We start from the raw sequence: 15,660 nt of genomic DNA, 5'->3' as shown, positions 1-15,660 counted from the left end.
CCTGGGCACTCCGCTGGGAGCGTGGCTCGGCACCGTGCTCGACTGGCGCTGGTCCTTCGGCGGACTCTCGCTGCTCGCCGTCGTCGTCCTCGTGCTGATCGTGCTGGTCGTCCCCGATGCGCCGGGTCAGGAGGCGTCCTCGCGACTGCCCCTCGCCCGGGTGATCGCGAAGCCGGGCATCGCGATCGTCCTCGCCGTGATCGCCGTCTGGATGCTCGCCCACAACACGATCTACACCTACATCGCTCCGTACCTCCGCGGAACCGGATCGGGCCTCGGCGCCGACGTGACCCTGCTCGTCTACGGCATCGCGTCGGTGGTCGGAGTCGCGCTCACCGCGGTGCTGATCGACCGCTTCTCGCGCCCGCTGCTGCACGGCAGCGTCGCCGTCTTCATCGTCGCCGCCGTGATCCTCCTGCTCGCCGGCGACTCGGCCGCGGCGATCGTCGCCGGCGCCGTGCTCTGGGGCATCGGCTTCGGCGGCGCGTCCGCCCAGCTGCAGGCGGCGCTCACGAAGGCGGGCGGAGCCGACTCCGACGTCGCGAACGCGTTCCTCCCGGTCGCCTTCAACCTCGCGATCTTCGCAGCGGGGATCGTGGGCGCCGTGCTGCTCGGCTCCTTCGAGGCCTCGGTGCTCCCGCTCCTGATGGCGGTCCTCGGAGTCGCCGCGCTGCTCCTGACGCTCGTCGGCCGCCGCACGGCCTTCACCGGCAGCGTCTGATCGGGCCGCGCCTGCAGCGTCCTGATGGGGCCGCGCCCGCCGGAGCCTCAGTCCAGGAACCGCGTGTACCGCCCCGGAGCCTCGAGGAACGCCCGCCAGTTGCGCACGAGATCGAGGTCGTCGTAGTCGCACCTCCGCAGCCCCCACTCGCCGATCTCGTAGAGGTCGGCCCCGGTGGCCGCCGCGAGGATCGGCGAATGTGTCGAGAGCACGATCTGCGACCCGTTCGCGAGCAGGTCGCGGAAGAGCCCGAGCAGCGCGAGGCAGCCCGAGAACGACAGGGCCGACTCCGGCTCGTCGAAGATCCACAGGCCGCTGATCCGCGAGCGGGTCAGCACGACGTCCAGGAACGACTCGCCGTGCGAGCGGTCGTGGTACGAGACGCTCTCCCCGCCGAGGTCCTCCAGGTAGGTGAAGAGCCCGTGCATCGTCTCGGCCCGGAGGAAGAAGCCCTTCTTCGAGGCGCCGCCGGACCGCACGACCTGCAGGTGCTCGCCGAGCACCGACTCCGAGGGCCGCGTCGCGTGCCGGGCGCTGATCGTCCCGCCCTCGGCGTTCAGCCCGTAGGCGATCGCCAGCGCCTCGACCAGCGTCGACTTGCCCGCGCCGTTGTCGCCCACCAGGACGGTCATCGCGCCGAGGTCGAGCCCGTCGTCGAGCACCTGCTGCACCGCGGGGATCGTGAACGGCCACGAGTCGGCGGGCGGGGGAGCGGCGCGGTGCAGCTCGATCCGGCGCACAGGGAGGGTCCGCATGCCCCCGAGCCTAGGAGCCGACCGCCCCGGACGCGCGTCCCCCGCGAGCTCCCTGCCGACTTCCGCAGACCTCCGCCACGCGGCCGCACCCGGGCGTAGCGTTGCCGGAGTGATGCGTCCGACGATCCAGACCCTCGGCCAGCTCCGCGCCTCCGGGCACGTGCAGAAGAGCCTCCGCACCGAGATCCGCGACAACCTGCTCGACGCCCTGCGCGAGGGCCGCGACCCGTGGCCCGGGCTGCACGGATTCGCCGACACGGTGATCCCGCAGGTCGAGCGCGCGGTGATCGCCGGTCACGACATCGTGCTGCTGGGCGAGCGCGGCCAGGGCAAGACCCGGCTCCTGCGCACCCTCAACGGCCTCCTCGACGAGTGGTCGCCGGTCATCGCCGGCTCCGAGCTCGGCGAGCACCCGTACGAGCCGATCACCACGGTGAGCATCCGCCGCGCCGAGGAGCTCGGCGACGAGCTGCCCGTCTCCTGGCGCTCGCGCGAGGAGCGCTACGTCGAGAAGCTCGCCACCCCCGACACCAGCGTCGCCGACCTCATCGGCGACGTGGACCCCATGAAGGTGGCCGAGGGGCGCAGCCTCGGCGATCCCGAGACCATCCACTTCGGTCTCATCCCGCGCAGCCACCGCGGCATCGTCGCGATCAACGAGCTGCCGGATCTCGCCGAGCGCATCCAGGTCGCGATGCTCAACGTGATGGAGGAGCGCGACATCCAGATCCGCGGCTACGTCCTCCGCCTGCCGCTCGACGTGCTCGTCGTCGCCAGCGCGAACCCCGAGGACTACACGAACCGCGGCCGCATCATCACGCCGCTGAAGGACCGCTTCGGCGCCGAGATCCGCACGCACTACCCCACCGAGCTCGTCGACGAGATCGCCGTGATCCGTCAGGAGGCGGATCTCGTCGCGACCGTGCCCGACGCGCTCATCGAGATCCTCGCCCGCTTCACCCGGGCCCTGCGCGAGTCGAGCTCCGTCGACCAGCGCAGCGGAGTGAGCGCCCGCTTCGCGATCGCCGGCGCCGAGACCATCGCCGCGGCCGCGCTGCACCGCGCCACCCGCCGGGGCGAGGCCGAGGCCGTCGCGCGCCCCATCGACCTCGAGACCGCGGTCGACGTGCTCGGCGGCAAGATCGAGTTCGAGTCGGGGGAGGAGGGGCGCGAGGAGGAGATCCTCGAGCACCTCCTGCGCCAGGCCACCGCCGAGACGGTGCGCGCGCACCTGCGCGGCATCGACCTCGGCCCGCTCGTCACCGCTGTCGAGGACGGCGCCATGATCACGACCGGCGAGCAGGTGACCGCGCGCGAGTTCCTCGCCGGGCTGCCGATCCTGGGCGAGGCGACCGTCTACGAAGACCTCGCCGAGCGCCTGGGCGCGACGAACGAGGGCCAGCGCGCCGGAGCCGTCGAGCTCGCGCTCGAGGGCCTCTACCTCTCGCGCCGGCTGAGCAAGGAGACCGGCGGCGGCGAGGCCGTGTATGGCTGAGCCGGGGCGCCGGACCAACCGCCGCCTGCACCGCGACGCGCGCTACTCCGAGTACCGGGGCGGCCCGGACCCGCTCGCTCCGCCCGTCGACCTCGCCGAGGCCCTCGAGGCGATCGGCCAGGACGTGATGGCCGGCACCTCGCCCGAGCGGGCCCTGCGCGAGTTCCTCCGCCGCGGCGGCCGTGACGCCTTCGGCCTCGACGATCTCGGTCGCCGCGTGGCCGAGCGCCGCCGCGACCTCGCGCAGAAGCACAACCTCGACGGCACGCTCCGCGAGGTCCGCGAACTGCTCGACCGGGCGGTCCTCGCCGAGCGCAAGCAGCTGGCCCGTGACACGCAGATGGACGACGGCGACCGCGCGCTCGCCGAGATCCAGCTCGACAGCCTGCCGCCGTCGGCCGCGGCCGCCGTGTCCGAGCTCGCCGACTACTCCTGGCGGAGCCCCGAGGCGCGCGCCGACTTCGAGCGGATCAAGCAGCTCCTCGGCGCCGAGATGCTCGAGCAGCGCTTCGCGGGCATGAAGCAGGCCCTCGAGAACGCGAGCGACGAGGACCGCGCCGCGATCGACGCCATGCTCCGCGACCTCAACGACCTGCTCGAGTCGCACGCCCGCGGCGAGGACACCCCGGAGCAGTTCGACGCGTTCCTGGCGCAGCACGGCGAGTACTTCCCCGAGAACCCCGAGACCGTGGACGAGCTGATCGACGCCCTAGCCGCCCGGGCGGCCGCGGCGCAGCGGATGCGCAACTCGATGACCCAGGAGCAGCGCGACGAGCTCGACGCCCTCGCGCAGCAGGCCTTCGGCACCCCCGAGCTGATGCAGTCGCTCGGGAAGCTCGACGAGACCCTGCGGGGCCTGCGCCCCGGCGAGGACTGGGGCGGCTCCGAGCGGATGGACGGCGAGCAGGGGCTCGGCCTCGGCGACGGCACCGGCGTGTTCCAGGAGCTCGCCGACCTCGATGCGCTCGCCGACCAGCTCGCGCAGTCGCAGAACGGCTCGCAGCTCGACGACCTCGACCTCGATCTGCTCGCGAAGCGGATCGGCGACGACGCGGCGGTCGACGCGCAGACGCTGAAGCAGCTCGAGCGTGCGCTGCGCGACTCCGGCACCCTGCGCCGCGGCTCCGACGGCTCGCTCGCCCTCAGCCCGAAGGCGATGCGCCAGCTCGGCAAGTCCCTCCTGCGCGACATCGCCGAGACGATGTCGGGTCGTCAGGGCGCGCGCGACGTGCGGCGGGCGGGGGCCGCGGGCGAGCGCTCCGGCGCCACTCGCGCATGGGAGTTCGGCGACACCGAGGCGTGGGACCTGCCGCGCACGATCACCAATGCGCTCACCCGCACGGCCGGCGAGGGCCGCTCCACCGCGTCGGGCGTGCGCATCGAGATCGGCGACGTGGAGGTGCAGGAGACGGAGGCGCGCACGCAGGCCTGCGTCGCCCTGCTCGTCGACACCTCCTTCTCGATGGCGATGGACGGCCGCTGGGTGCCGATGAAGCGCACCGCCCTCGCCCTGCACACGCTCATCACGAGCCGGTTCCGCGGCGACGAGCTGCAGCTGATCGCCTTCGGCCGCCAGGCCGAGGTGATGGGCATCGAGCAGCTCGTCGGCCTCGACGCCGAGTGGGACAAGGGCACGAACCTGCACCACGCCCTGCTGCTGGCCAACCGGCACTTCCGCAAGCATCCGGGCGCTCAGCCCGTGCTGCTGATCGTCACCGACGGCGAGCCGACCGCGCACCTCGAGCCCGCCGGCGACGTCTTCTTCGACTACCCGCCCGACCCGGTCACGATCGCCGTCTCGGTGCGCGAGCTCGACGCCTCCGTGCGGCTCGGCGCGCACACCACGTTCTTCCGCCTGGGCGAGGACCCGGGGCTCGCCCGGTTCCTCGACTCCCTGGCCCGGCGGGCCGGCGGCACGGTCGTGAACCCCGAGGCCGACGACCTGGGCGCGGCGGTCGTGAGCTCGTACCTCGGCTCGCGCGACCGCTCCGACGGCGGGCGTCCCACGGGTGACGAGATGTTCGGCCGCGGCTGGGCCTTCTAGGCCGGCGTCGCCGTCCGCGTCAGAACAGCGGCCACGGGACCGCGGGCATGCCGCCCCGCGGCGCCGGGAACCGGCCGGAGGAGCGCAGCCGGACGCAGCGGCGCCCCAGCACCTCGATCTCCTCGTCCAGCAGCAGCTCCGACAGCGCCGCGCCGAGCGGCCCGTCGATCGCGCTCCGGAGGCGTCCGAGCGCGTCGAGCTCGTCGGCCGTCAGCGGCTCGCCGATCCAGCCCCAGAGCACCGTCCGCAGCTTGTGCTCGACGTGGAACGTCAGCCCGTGGTCGACGCCGTAGCGGTGCCCGTCCGGCATCGCGAGCACGTGCCCGCCCTTGCGGTCGGCGTTGTTGACGACCACGTCGAAGACCGCCATCCGCCGCAGCGCCGCCGAGTCCTCGTGCACGAGCGAGACGTCGCGGTCCTCCTCGTCGCTGCCGTCGAGCACGTGCCGCCAGCCCTCGGCGACCTCCGCCGACGGCACGAGGTCCACCGCGTCCTGCTCGGGGTCGATGTCCTGCCAGAGCTGCACCATGCCGGGGCCCAGCGGCCCGTCGCGGAGCCATGTCCGCGGCACCACGTTCCAGCCCAGGGCCTCGGACGCGAGGTACGCGGCCGCCTCGCGCCCCGCGAGATCGCCGTCGGGGAAGTCCCAGAGCGGCTTCTCGCCGGACACCGGCTTGTAGACGACGGAGGTGTCGCCGATCCGCGCGAGGAACGTGGCGTTGGAGGCGGTGGTGATCCGGCCGGTGAGCTCGAGCGCGCCGGTCGTGAGCTCCTCGCCGCTCGGCTCCGCGTCCTCGCTCATGCCAGCGGGCAGTCGTGCCCGTCGGGGTCCATCGGATCTCCGCAGCGCGGGCACAGCGGACGCCCCGCACCCACCACCTCGAGGGTGCGCTTGGCGAACGCGCGGGCGGTGCCGACGGGGATCCGCAGCACGACCATCTCCTCGGGCTCCGCGTCCTCGGCCGACTCCTCGGCCTCGGTCAGCGGGTACGCCTCGATCACGATCTGGGCGGTCGTCGGATCCCAGCCGAGGCTGAGACCGCCGACGCGGAACTCGGGCTCGACCGGCTGGTCGAGCGGCTCGTTGTCGACGAGCTCCGCGGGAGTGCCGGAGGGGACGCTCGCGGGGTTGCCCTCCGCGGTCATCAGCTGATCGAGGATCTCGTCGATCTTCTCGGCGAGCAGGGCCGACTGCTGCTTCTCGAGTCCGACGCTGACGACGCGGGGACCCGTGCGGGCCTGCAGGTAGAAGGAGCGGGCGCCGGGCGAGCCGACGGTGCCGACCACGACGCGGTCGGGCCAGTCGAACGCGTGGACGATGGGCATGACTCCAGTGTACGAGCCGCGTCCCGGAGGGTGGCTCCTCGCGTGGACCTACTCGTGACCGGCTCCGCCGCCGACAGCGGCCTCGGCCGCGGGCGCCGGGGCCGCGCGCAGCCAGCCCAGGTCCCCCGCCTCGGTGTTCGTGGCGACGACCTCGGGCCGTCCCGCGCCGTAGCGGATGATCGACACCGACGCCGGTCCGACCGACAGCCGCTGGAACAGGTCGAGGTGCATCCCGAGCGCATCGGCGAGGATCGCCTTGATCGTGTCGCCGTGGCTGACGGCGGCCCACACCGCGGCCGGGCCGTGCTGCTCGGCGACGGCCGCGTCGTGCCTCCGGATCGCCGCGACGGCGCGGGCCTGCATCGCCGCGAGCCCCTCGCCGCCGGGGAACACCACCGCCGACGGCTGGTTCTGCACCGTCGCCCACAGCGGCTCCTTCGCCAGATCGCGCAGGTGCCGGCCCGACCACTGCCCGTAGTCGGCCTCGGTGATCCCCTTCTCGACGACGGCTTCGGGAGGCGTCCCCTGCCGGTCGAGGATCGCTCGCGACGTCTGCCGGCAGCGCTCGAGCGGGCTCGTCACGAGGGCGGCCAGCGGCACCGCCGCCAGGCGCTCCGCCGTGCGAGCGGCCTGCGCGCGCCCCACGTCGTCGAGCCGGACCCCGGCGGTGCGGCCGGCCAGGATCCCGGCGGTGTTCGCGGTCGTGCGCCCGTGCCGGACGAGGAGGAGCGTGGGCATGGAGTCAGCGTAGGCGGCGCGGATCCCTCCCGAGGCGGATGCCCGTGCCACGAGGCCTGGTTACCGTGGGAGGAGCGGCCGCCCACCGCGGCCCGCGGTCATGCACCGAAGGGACTCCCATGGACGGCACGAACGGAACGGCGCGCACCAGCGCCCCCGACGACGCTACCGAGCACGCAGCTCCGGCCTGGGCCGCCCCGGACGCGGCGGGCCGCTCCGGCGAGATCGCGCTGCGGATCCGCGGTCTGCGCAAGCGCTTCGGCGACAAGGAGGCGGTCAAGGGCATCGACCTCGACGTCCCCGCCGGCTCGTTCTTCGGCCTGGTCGGCCCGAACGGAGCGGGCAAGACCACGACGCTCTCGATGGCCACCGCCCTGCTCCGCCCCGACGAGGGCGTCGTCACGATCCACGAGGTCGACGTCTGGCAGCGGACGCTCGAGGCCAAGCGCCTGATCGGCGTCCTCGCCGACGGCGTCAAGCTGTTCGACCGGCTCACCGGACTCCAGCTCATCACCTACTACGGCCTGCTCTGCGGCATCGACCGGCCCACCGTCCTCGAGCGCGCCGACGACCTGCTGGCGCTGCTCGGACTCGATCCGGCCGACCGCACCCTCGTCGTCGACTACTCCGCGGGCATGACCAAGAAGATCGCGCTCGCCTGCGCCCTCGTGCGCGCCCCGCGGCTCCTCGTGCTCGACGAGCCGTTCGAGTCGGTCGACCCCGTCTCCGCGGCCAACATCCGCGACATCCTGACCGGCTTCGTCGCCTCCGGCGGCACCGTGATCGTCTCGAGCCACTCCATGGACCTGGTCGAGCGGATGTGCGACCGCGTCGCCGTCATCGCCGACGGCCGCGTCCTCGCCGCCGGCACGCTCGCCGAGGTGCGGGCGGGGTCCAGCCTCGAGGAGCGCTTCGTCGAGCTCGTCGGCGGACGCACCCACCAGGAGGGCCCGGCATGGTTGCGCATCTCCTGAGGCTGCGCCTGCTGCTGCTGCGCAACACGCTCACGCGCAACGTGTGGCAGCTGATCGGGGTGATCTTCGGGGGCCTGTACGCGGTCTTCGTCCTGGGCCTCGTCGTCGTCGGCCTCGTCGCGCTCGGCGGCACCGATCCCGCGCTCGTGAACGTCGTGATCGTGCTCGGCGGCTCCGCCCTGCTGCTGGGCTGGGTACTCGGCCCGATCTTCGTGTCGGGCTCGGATCAGAGCCTCGACCTCTCGACGCTCGCCACCTTCCCGATCCCCCTGAGGACCCTGATGCTGGGCCTCGCCGCCGCCGGCATCGCGGGCATCCCCGGCATCGTCACCTCCCTCGCCGCCCTCGCGACCGCCGCCGCCTGGTGGAGGCAGCCGATCGGCGTCGTCCCCGCGCTCGTCTGCGCCGTGATCGGCGTCGCGACCTGCGTCGTCGCCTCCCGCCTGATCGGCGCGCTGACCACCGGGCTGGGCTCGAGCCGCCGCTACCGCGAGGTGATCGGCGGCGTGGTCCTCGTCGTGATGATCCTGCTCGGGCCGTTGCTCATCGGAGTGATGGGCGTGCTTCAAGAGGGAGTCGACGTCCTCCCCGTCGTCGCCACGGCCCTCGGCTGGTCGCCGCTCGGAGCGATCTGGGCGGTGCCCGGGTCGATCGTGGCGGGGGAGTGGCTCGCCGCGCTCGCGCGCTCCGCGATCGGAGTGGGGACGCTCGCCGTGCTCGTGTGGGGCTGGTCGCTCGCGCTGCGCCGCGCCCTGCGCGAGCCCGCCGCGTCAGCGTCCGGCACCGCCTCCGGATCCGCCGGCATCGGCCTCTTCGGCCGGTTCCCCGGCACCCCCACCGGGGCGATCGCCGCGCGGGCCCTCGGCTACTGGTGGCGCGACCCGCGCTACAGCCGCGGCCTGCTCGTGATCCCGGCGGTCGTCGTCCTCACGCTCTTCTACGGCACCCTCGGCGGCGGCGGGAGCTCGTTCGCCACCTTCTCGGCCGTCTTCATCGCGCTGATCTTCGGCGTGACGCTCTGCGCCGACGTCTCGTACGACGGCACCGCGTGGGCCGCGCACGTCAGCTCCGGAGTGACGGGGGCGGCCGACCGCGCCGGCCGCGTCATCGCCGCCGCGATCGTCGGCGTCCCGGCCGTCGTGATCGTCGCGGTGGGCACCTGCCTCTACGCCGGGCGGCCCGAGGCGATCCCCGCGATCCTGGGCATCTCGCTCGCCCTGGTCCTCAGCGGCTTCGGAGTGTCGAGCATCGCGTCGGCGCTCGTCGTCTACCCGGTGCCGGCGCCCGGTGACAGCCCGCTGAAGACGCCGCCGGGTTCCGGCATGATCTCGAGCGTCGTGATGCTCGGCAGCATGGGCGCCACCGCGCTGCTGTCGCTCCCGTCGATCGTCGTCGGCGCGATCTCCCTGGTCGGCGGCGACCCGGTCCTCGGAACGGTGTCGCTGGTCCTCGCGCTCGTGCTCGGCGGGCTGTTCGCGGTGCTCGGGATCCGCCTCGGCGGGCGCCTCGTCGACCGCCGCGCCCCCGAGCTCTTCGCCACCCTCGTGACGATCGGCTGAGGCCCCGCCCGCCCCCCACTCCTCGAAAGTCGTCGTACTCGCGCTCGAGTACGACAACCTCTGCGTACTCGACGTCGTCGCCCGTCCTCGGGCCCGCCGATCCTCCACAAGTTGCGGTGAGCGCGCGCCGTTACCGCAACTTCTGCGGAACGGCGAGCCCGCGCCGGGCGCCGCCCTCCGCGGCAGGATAGGACGCGTGCGCAGCGTCGAACTCCTCCTCGACCCGGAGTCCGAGGCCCGCATCCGGAGCCAGTGGGAGGCGCTCGAGAGCGCCGGGCTGCCGAGCCTCGCCCTGCACCGCTCCGAGAGCAACCGCCCGCACATCACCCTCGTCGCCGGCCCCGAGCTCGAGTGCCCGGAGCCCGGGGCCCTCGGCCCGCTCCCCGCGAGCGTCGACCTCGGCGCCGTCCTCCTCTTCCCCCACTCCGGCCGCTTCGTGCTCGCCTGGGGCGCCGTCCGCTCACCCGCGCTCGACGCCCTGCACCGCGCCACCGTCGCGGCGGTCCCGGGCGGCGTGCTCACGTCGCTCCCGGAGGCGTGGACCCCGCACGTGAGCGTCTCGCGCCGCCTGCGCGCCGAGCAGCTGGGCGCGGCCGTGCCCCTGCTGGGCGAGCCGTTCCCCGTGGGCCTCTCGAGCGTGCGCTTCTGGGACGGCGACACGAAGACGATCACCGCGCTCTGACCTCTCCTCCCCAACCGGAGGCGCTCCGGCGCCGTCCCCAGCGGTCCCCGTCGCCCGGAGCGGAGTCGGAGGCGGCGGGTAGAGTTCCCCGGGTGACAGAGCCCACCGCGACCGCCCTCCCGCTCGCCGAGCAGCCCGGTACTCAGACGCCCGCGCAGGAGATCCTCGAGCGCGTCTTCGGCTACTCCTCCTTCCGCGGCGAGCAGGAGCAGATCGTCGAGCAGGTCATCGAGGGCGGCGACGCGGTCGTCCTGATGCCCACCGGCGGCGGCAAGTCGCTCTGCTACCAGATCCCCTCGATCGTCCGCGAGGGCACCGGAGTGGTCGTCTCGCCGCTCATCGCCCTCATGCAGGACCAGGTCGACGCCCTGCGCGCCAACGGCGTCCGCGCCGAGTTCCTCAACTCCACCCAGGACTCGGGCGAGCGCGCCAGGGTCGAGCGCGCCTACCTCGACGGCGAGCTCGACCTGCTCTACGTCGCGCCCGAGCGGCTCGGCAACGAGGGGATGAAGCAGTTCCTCGCCCGCGGCCGCATCGCCCTCTTCGCGATCGACGAGGCCCACTGCGTGAGCCAGTGGGGACACGACTTCCGCCCCGACTACCTCGCCCTCGGCGAGCTGGCCGAGCGCTGGCCCGACGTGCCGCGCATCGCGCTCACCGCCACGGCGACCGAGGCGACGCACCGCGAGATCACCACCCGCCTGCACATGGGCGAGGCCCGGCACTTCGTCTCGAGCTTCGACCGTCCCAACATCCAGTACCGCATCGTCAACAAGGTCGAGCCGCGCAAGCAGCTGATCGACTTCCTGCGCCGCGAGCACGCCGACGACGCGGGCATCGTCTACGCCCTCTCGCGCAAGAGCGTCGAGGCGACGGCCGAGGCGCTGCGCGGCGCCGGCTTCGACGCGGTGGCGTACCACGCGGGCCTCGACGCCCGCGTCCGCGCCGCCGCGCAGTCGCGCTTCCTCCGCGAGGAGGGCGTGATCGTCTGCGCCACCATCGCGTTCGGCATGGGCATCGACAAGCCCGACGTCCGCTTCGTGGCGCACATCGACCTGCCCAAGTCGGTCGAGGGCTACTACCAGGAGACGGGCCGCGCCGGTCGCGACGGCCTGCCGTCCACCGCCTGGCTCGCCTACGGCCTGCAGGACGTCGTGCAGCAGCGCCGCATGATCGACGAGTCGCCGGGCGACCTGGCCCACCGCCGCCGGATGTCCGCGCACCTCGATGCGATGCTGGCGCTCTCCGAGACCGTGCAGTGCCGCCGCGTGAACCTGCTCGCCTACTTCGGCCAGGAGAGCACCGCCTGCGGCAACTGCGACACCTGCCTCGAGCCGCCCGCCTCGTGGGACGGCACGGTCGCCGCGCAGAAGTTCCTCTCGACCGTCGTGCGGCTCAAGCGCGAGCGCAACCAGCAGTTCGGCGCCGGGCACGTCATCGACATCCTCCGCGGCAAGACCACCCCGCGCACCACCCAGCACGGCCACGACGCGCTCTCCACCTGGGGCATCGGCGCCGACCTGAGCGACACCCAGTGGCGCGGAGTCGCGCGCCAGCTGCTCGCGCAGGGGCTGCTCGGGGTCAACGACGACGGCTTCGGCACGCTCGTGATCACCCCGGCGTCCGGGTCGGTCCTCGGCGGCGAGCGCAAGGTCGAGCTGCGGCAGGAGCCCGAGAAGCCCGCCCGCTCGAGCGGCTCGTCGCGCTCCGGTCGCTCGACCGTGTCCGATCTGCCGACCGAGGCGCAGCCGCTGTTCGAGCGGCTCCGCGAGTGGCGCGCCGCGCAGGCGCGGGCGCAGTCGGTCCCCGCCTACATCGTCTTCAACGACGCGACCCTGCGCGAGATCGCCACCGCCGAGCCCGCCACGATCGACGCGCTCAGCATCATCGGCGGTGTCGGCCAGAAGAAGCTCGTGACCTACGGAGCCGCGGTGCTCGCCGTCGTCGCGGGCGAGACGCCCGAGATCGCCGAGCCCGATGCGAACCAGGAGGAGCCGGCGCCCCGGCGTCCGGCCCGCTCCGGTGCCGCCCGTTCCGGTGGCGCCGCGGCGAAGGGCGCCCGCCCGGCGTTCGGCGGCGGCTCGGCCGAGCGCACCGCCGGTCCGCCCGTCTCCTCCGCCGCGCCCGAGGACGACTGGGTGCCGCCGGAGGAGCCCGACTGGGAGCCCGGCTGGGACAGCTACTGAGCGCCGATCAGTCCGTGCTGACCGTCACCATCCAGATGCCGATCGCCGTCGCGGCGAACGACAGCCCCGTGCCGGCGATCGGCACCCAGAAGGCGATCCGCCGCCGCACCAGCAGCACGATCGACACGACGAGCGCGGCGAGCATCCCGATCCAGACCCCGCCCGCCGCGATGAGGACCCCCCAGTTCAGCAGGGTGAAGTCGCAGTCGTCGCGGCCGAGGCAGCCGTCGCTCGCCATGCTCGAGAAGAGGCCCACGTAGGTCAGCAGCAGCGTCGCGCAGACCTCGGCCAGGAGCAGCACGACCGTGAGGACGAGGTCCCACACGCGCACCGGGCGCCGCTGCGGTGCCGGCGCTCCGCTCACGTCCCCGTCCCGGCCATCGCAATCCATGAGCCGATGATCGTGGCGGCGAACGACAGCACCGTGCCGGCGATCGGCACCCAGAAGGCGATCCGCCGCAGCACCAGCAGCACGATCGACACCACCAGCGCCACGAGCATCCCGATCCAGACCCCGCCCGCGGCCACGAGCACTCCGCCGCCGATGAGTCCGGAGTCGCAGTCGTTGCCGCCCATGCAGGCGTCGCTCGCCATCGCGAGGAACAGCCCGAAGTACGACAGCAGCGCCGTCAGCAGGAACTCGCCCGCCAGCAGCACGATCGTCAGCACCAGGTCCCAGACCCGCACCGGGCGGCGCAGGCGCGCCGCGGTCCACGGAGTGCCCGGCCCCGACGGCATCCGCCCGGGGGCCGACGGCGTCGAGAGGCCCGACGGCGTCGCACCGGGAGACGCCCACTCCGGCTGCACCGGCTCCCGGCGGGGCGGCGGGGGCGGAGGCAGCGGCGGCTCGCTCATACCGCGAGCCTAGCCACGCCGTCCCGGCTCGCCCACGCCCGCCTGGCCCGATCCGACAACGCCCCGCCGCATCCGCCCGGCCGCCTTTGTCGGCCCGCGACGGAACTTTTCCGCGTTCCGCGACCGCGACCTAGCGTGCAGTCACCGCCGTCGGTCGAAGGGATCCTCCACTCATGGTCACCACTGCTCCCCGCCCCCGTTCCGCCGCGGACGCCGCCGAGAAGGCGGCCACCGGCTCCTCCCGCAAGCGCCGCTCCCGCTCCGGCGCCATCGCCCCCACTCCGCCCGTCGACGCGCTCGGCACCGAGGTCGACGCCCGCCTCGACGAGGACGGCGCACCGTCGGTCGACGTCGAGGTCCTCGGCGAGCTGCTCCTGGGCGCCTGGAAGGAGCAGCGCCTCGCCTCGCGCGCGCTGACCGCCCGTCCGGAGCTGCACGGCGAGAGCGGCCTCCCCCTGGCCGAGCACCGTGCACGCGTCACGCGGCAGATGCGGATCCTCGCCGCCGAGAAGGGCGTGCTGCGCGCGTTCCCGGCCGACCTCGGCGGAGGCGCCGACCACGGCGGCAACATCGCCGGCTTCGAGGAGCTGGTCACCGCCGACCCGTCGCTGCAGATCAAGTCGGGCGTGCAGTGGGGCCTCTTCGGCGCCGCGGTCCTGCACCTGGGGACCCGCGAGCACCACGAGAAGTGGCTGCCCGGCATCATGGACCTCCGCATCCCCGGCGCGTTCGCGATGACCGAGACCGGTCACGGCTCCGACGTCGCGTCCATCGCCACGTCCGCCACGTTCGACGAGGAGACGGGCGACTTCGTCCTGAACACCCCGTTCCGCGCCGCGTGGAAGGACTACCTCGGCAACGCCGCGATCGACGGCCGCGCCGCCGTCGTGTTCGCCCAGCTGGTGACCCGGGGCGTCGGCCACGGCGTGCACGCGTTCTTCGTGCCGCTGCGCGACGAGTCCGGCGCGTTCCTCCCGGGCATCGGCGGCGAGGACGACGGCCTCAAGGGCGGCTTGAACGGCATCGACAACGGCCGCCTGCACTTCGACCACGTCCGAGTGCCGCGCGAGAACCTGCTGAACCGCTACGGCTCCGTCGCGGCGGACGGCACCTACTCCTCGCCCATCGCGAGCCCGGGCCGCCGCTTCTTCACCATGCTCGGCACCCTGGTGCAGGGCCGCGTCTCGCTCGACGGAGCAGCGGTCGCCGCGTCCCGCATCGCCCTCGCGATCGCCGTGACGTACGGCGACCAGCGCCGGCAGTTCACCGGGGGAGGGGACCGCGAGGAGGTCCTCCTCGACTACCAGCGCCACCAGCGCCGTCTGCTCCCGCGCCTCGCGACGACGTACGCCGCCGGCTTCGCCCACGACAAGCTGCTGCGCGCGTTCGACGACGTCTTCTCGGGCAGGAACGACACCGACGAGTCGCGCCAGGACCTCGAGACCCTCGCCGCCGGGCTGAAGGCGCTCTCCACCTGGCACGCCCTCGACACGCTGCAGGAGGCGCGCGAGGCCTGCGGAGGCGCGGGCTTCCTCGCCGAGAACCGGCTCACGCAGCTGCGCGCCGACCTCGACGTCTACGTCACCTTCGAGGGCGACAACACGGTCCTGCTCCAGCTCGTCGCGAAGCGCCTGCTCACCGACGTCGGGCGCCGCTTCAAGGACGCCCAGCCCACCGAGCTGGCGCGCTACGCCGTCGGCCAGGTCGCGGGGGCGACGGTCGACAACTCCGGTCTGCGCCGCCTCGCCCAGGTCGTCTCGGACCGCGGATCCACGGCCCGCTCCGTCGGCCAGCTCCGCGAGGACCAGCGCGAGCTGCTCACCGGACGCGTCGAGACCATGGTCTCCGGCATCGCCTCACGGCTTCGCGCGGCGCGCAAGCTCCCCGCCGACGAGGCCGCGCGCCTCTTCAACGCCCACCAGGACCAGCTGATCGAGGCGGCCCGCGCGCACGCCGAGCTGCTGCAGTGGGAGGCGTTCACCGAGGCGCTCGCCGGCATCGAGGACGAGGGGACCCGCACGGTCCTCACCTGGCTCCGCGACCTCTTCGGCCTCGGCCTCGTCGAGAAGCACCTCGACTGGTACCTGCTGCACGGGCGGCTCTCGTCGCAGCGCGCGGTCGCCGTGACGTCGTACATGGACCGCCTGCTCGCCCGGCTCCGTCCGCACGCCGGCGACCTCGTCGCGTCCTTCGGCTACGGCCCCGAGCACCTGCGCGCGGCCATCGCGACCGGCGCCGAGCAGACCCGGCAGGAGGAGGCGCACGCCTGGTACGAGGCGGCCCGCGCCGACGGCAGCCTCCCGCGCCCCTAGAAGGCTCCGCGCC

Annotated in this window: 14 protein-coding genes; 8 read left to right on the top strand and 6 right to left on the bottom strand. The window is 73.6% G+C overall.

Features of this window, described 5'->3' with window-relative positions; translation table 11 throughout:
* A partial coding sequence (locus IOC53_RS14185) for an MFS transporter (protein WP_207406664.1) occupies positions 1 to 721 on the top strand: 721 nt, incomplete at its 5' end.
* Between the two features lie 47 nt (positions 722 to 768).
* Here IOC53_RS14185 and IOC53_RS14180 read toward each other — a convergent pair.
* The gene (locus tag IOC53_RS14180; RefSeq protein ID WP_207406662.1) at positions 769 to 1,476 is read right to left on the bottom strand and encodes an ATP-binding cassette domain-containing protein; all 708 of its coding nucleotides are present in this window, start codon (positions 1,474 to 1,476) and stop codon (positions 769 to 771) included.
* 112 nt (positions 1,477 to 1,588) lie between these two features.
* Between IOC53_RS14180 and IOC53_RS14175 the strand changes: the two genes are divergently transcribed.
* Together IOC53_RS14175 and IOC53_RS14170 are read left to right on the top strand one after the other, a co-directional pair.
* Positions 1,589 to 2,971 (top strand): magnesium chelatase, encoded by a 1,383-nt coding sequence (locus tag IOC53_RS14175; protein WP_207406673.1) that lies wholly within the window; start codon positions 1,589 to 1,591, stop codon positions 2,969 to 2,971.
* Positions 2,964 to 5,015, top strand: a complete 2,052-nt coding sequence (locus IOC53_RS14170) for a VWA domain-containing protein (protein ID WP_207406660.1) — start codon at positions 2,964 to 2,966, stop codon at positions 5,013 to 5,015. Before IOC53_RS14175 ends, IOC53_RS14170 begins: the two co-directional genes overlap by 8 nt.
* A 19-nt stretch (positions 5,016 to 5,034) precedes the next feature.
* On the opposite strand, the gene IOC53_RS14165 is transcribed toward IOC53_RS14170, so the two are convergent.
* From IOC53_RS14165 to IOC53_RS14155, 3 genes are read right to left on the bottom strand one after another with little or no spacing between them, the layout of a single operon-like run.
* The gene (locus IOC53_RS14165) at positions 5,035 to 5,817 is read right to left on the bottom strand and encodes an SCO1664 family protein (protein ID WP_207406658.1); all 783 of its coding nucleotides are present in this window, start codon (positions 5,815 to 5,817) and stop codon (positions 5,035 to 5,037) included.
* Entirely contained in the window at positions 5,814 to 6,341 is a 528-nt protein-coding gene (locus tag IOC53_RS14160) for a DUF3090 domain-containing protein (RefSeq protein ID WP_207406657.1), read from the bottom strand. The genes IOC53_RS14165 and IOC53_RS14160 overlap by 4 nt, the downstream gene beginning before the upstream one ends.
* Positions 6,342 to 6,389: 48 nt before the next feature.
* Entirely contained in the window at positions 6,390 to 7,079 is a 690-nt protein-coding gene (locus tag IOC53_RS14155) for an MSMEG_4193 family putative phosphomutase (protein WP_207406656.1), read from the bottom strand.
* A gap of 119 nt (positions 7,080 to 7,198) precedes the next feature.
* On the opposite strand from IOC53_RS14155, the gene IOC53_RS14150 reads away from it, so the two are divergent.
* The 4 genes from IOC53_RS14150 to recQ all read left to right on the top strand — a co-directional run bounded on the left by IOC53_RS14150 (position 7,199) and on the right by recQ (position 12,480).
* Positions 7,199 to 8,053, top strand: a complete 855-nt coding sequence (locus IOC53_RS14150; protein ID WP_207406655.1) for an ABC transporter ATP-binding protein — start codon at positions 7,199 to 7,201, stop codon at positions 8,051 to 8,053.
* Positions 8,035 to 9,612: a transporter gene (locus IOC53_RS14145; RefSeq protein WP_207406654.1), complete on the top strand. Its 1,578-nt coding sequence runs from the start codon at positions 8,035 to 8,037 to the stop codon at positions 9,610 to 9,612. The genes IOC53_RS14150 and IOC53_RS14145 overlap by 19 nt, the downstream gene beginning before the upstream one ends.
* Positions 9,613 to 9,808: 196 nt before the next feature.
* Complete coding sequence (locus IOC53_RS14140) at positions 9,809 to 10,294, top strand: 2'-5' RNA ligase family protein (RefSeq protein ID WP_207406653.1); 486 nt, start codon at positions 9,809 to 9,811, stop codon at positions 10,292 to 10,294.
* Positions 10,291 to 12,480: a DNA helicase RecQ gene (gene recQ, locus IOC53_RS14135; protein WP_374070843.1), complete on the top strand. Its 2,190-nt coding sequence runs from the start codon at positions 10,291 to 10,293 to the stop codon at positions 12,478 to 12,480. Before IOC53_RS14140 ends, recQ begins: the two co-directional genes overlap by 4 nt.
* Before the next feature lie 7 nt (positions 12,481 to 12,487).
* On the opposite strand, the gene IOC53_RS14130 is transcribed toward recQ, so the two are convergent.
* On the bottom strand, positions 12,488 to 12,844 hold the full coding sequence (locus IOC53_RS14130) for a hypothetical protein (protein WP_207406651.1): 357 nt from the start codon (positions 12,842 to 12,844) through the stop codon (positions 12,488 to 12,490).
* Positions 12,841 to 13,335 carry a DUF6264 family protein gene (locus IOC53_RS14125; RefSeq protein WP_207406649.1) on the bottom strand — a complete coding sequence of 165 codons (495 nt, stop codon included), beginning with the start codon at positions 13,333 to 13,335 and terminating at the stop codon, positions 12,841 to 12,843. The genes IOC53_RS14130 and IOC53_RS14125 overlap by 4 nt, the downstream gene beginning before the upstream one ends.
* 173 nt (positions 13,336 to 13,508) lie before the next feature.
* On the opposite strand from IOC53_RS14125, the gene IOC53_RS14120 reads away from it, so the two are divergent.
* Entirely contained in the window at positions 13,509 to 15,647 is a 2,139-nt protein-coding gene (locus tag IOC53_RS14120; RefSeq protein WP_207406648.1) for an acyl-CoA dehydrogenase, read from the top strand.
* Positions 15,648 to 15,660 lie beyond the last annotated feature (13 nt).

The organism is Rathayibacter sp. SD072 (assembly GCF_017355185.1).
Lineage (GTDB): Bacteria > Actinomycetota > Actinomycetes > Actinomycetales > Microbacteriaceae > Rathayibacter.
The sequence above is the reverse complement of the archived record's forward strand: the minus strand, read 5'-3'. Positions and strand labels throughout refer to the sequence as shown.

Coding starts and splice junctions, on each gene's coding strand:
- IOC53_RS14180 (WP_207406662.1), bottom strand. CDS start 1,476: ATGCGGACCCTCCCTGTGCGCCGGATCGAGCTGCACCGCGCCGCTCCC.
- IOC53_RS14175 (WP_207406673.1), top strand. CDS start 1,589: ATGCGTCCGACGATCCAGACCCTCGGCCAGCTCCGCGCCTCCGGGCAC.
- IOC53_RS14170 (WP_207406660.1), top strand. CDS start 2,964: ATGGCTGAGCCGGGGCGCCGGACCAACCGCCGCCTGCACCGCGACGCG.
- IOC53_RS14165 (WP_207406658.1), bottom strand. CDS start 5,817: ATGAGCGAGGACGCGGAGCCGAGCGGCGAGGAGCTCACGACCGGCGCG.
- IOC53_RS14160 (WP_207406657.1), bottom strand. CDS start 6,341: ATGCCCATCGTCCACGCGTTCGACTGGCCCGACCGCGTCGTGGTCGGC.
- IOC53_RS14155 (WP_207406656.1), bottom strand. CDS start 7,079: ATGCCCACGCTCCTCCTCGTCCGGCACGGGCGCACGACCGCGAACACC.
- IOC53_RS14150 (WP_207406655.1), top strand. CDS start 7,199: ATGGACGGCACGAACGGAACGGCGCGCACCAGCGCCCCCGACGACGCT.
- IOC53_RS14145 (WP_207406654.1), top strand. CDS start 8,035: ATGGTTGCGCATCTCCTGAGGCTGCGCCTGCTGCTGCTGCGCAACACG.
- IOC53_RS14125 (WP_207406649.1), bottom strand. CDS start 13,335: ATGAGCGAGCCGCCGCTGCCTCCGCCCCCGCCGCCCCGCCGGGAGCCG.
- IOC53_RS14120 (WP_207406648.1), top strand. CDS start 13,509: ATGGTCACCACTGCTCCCCGCCCCCGTTCCGCCGCGGACGCCGCCGAG.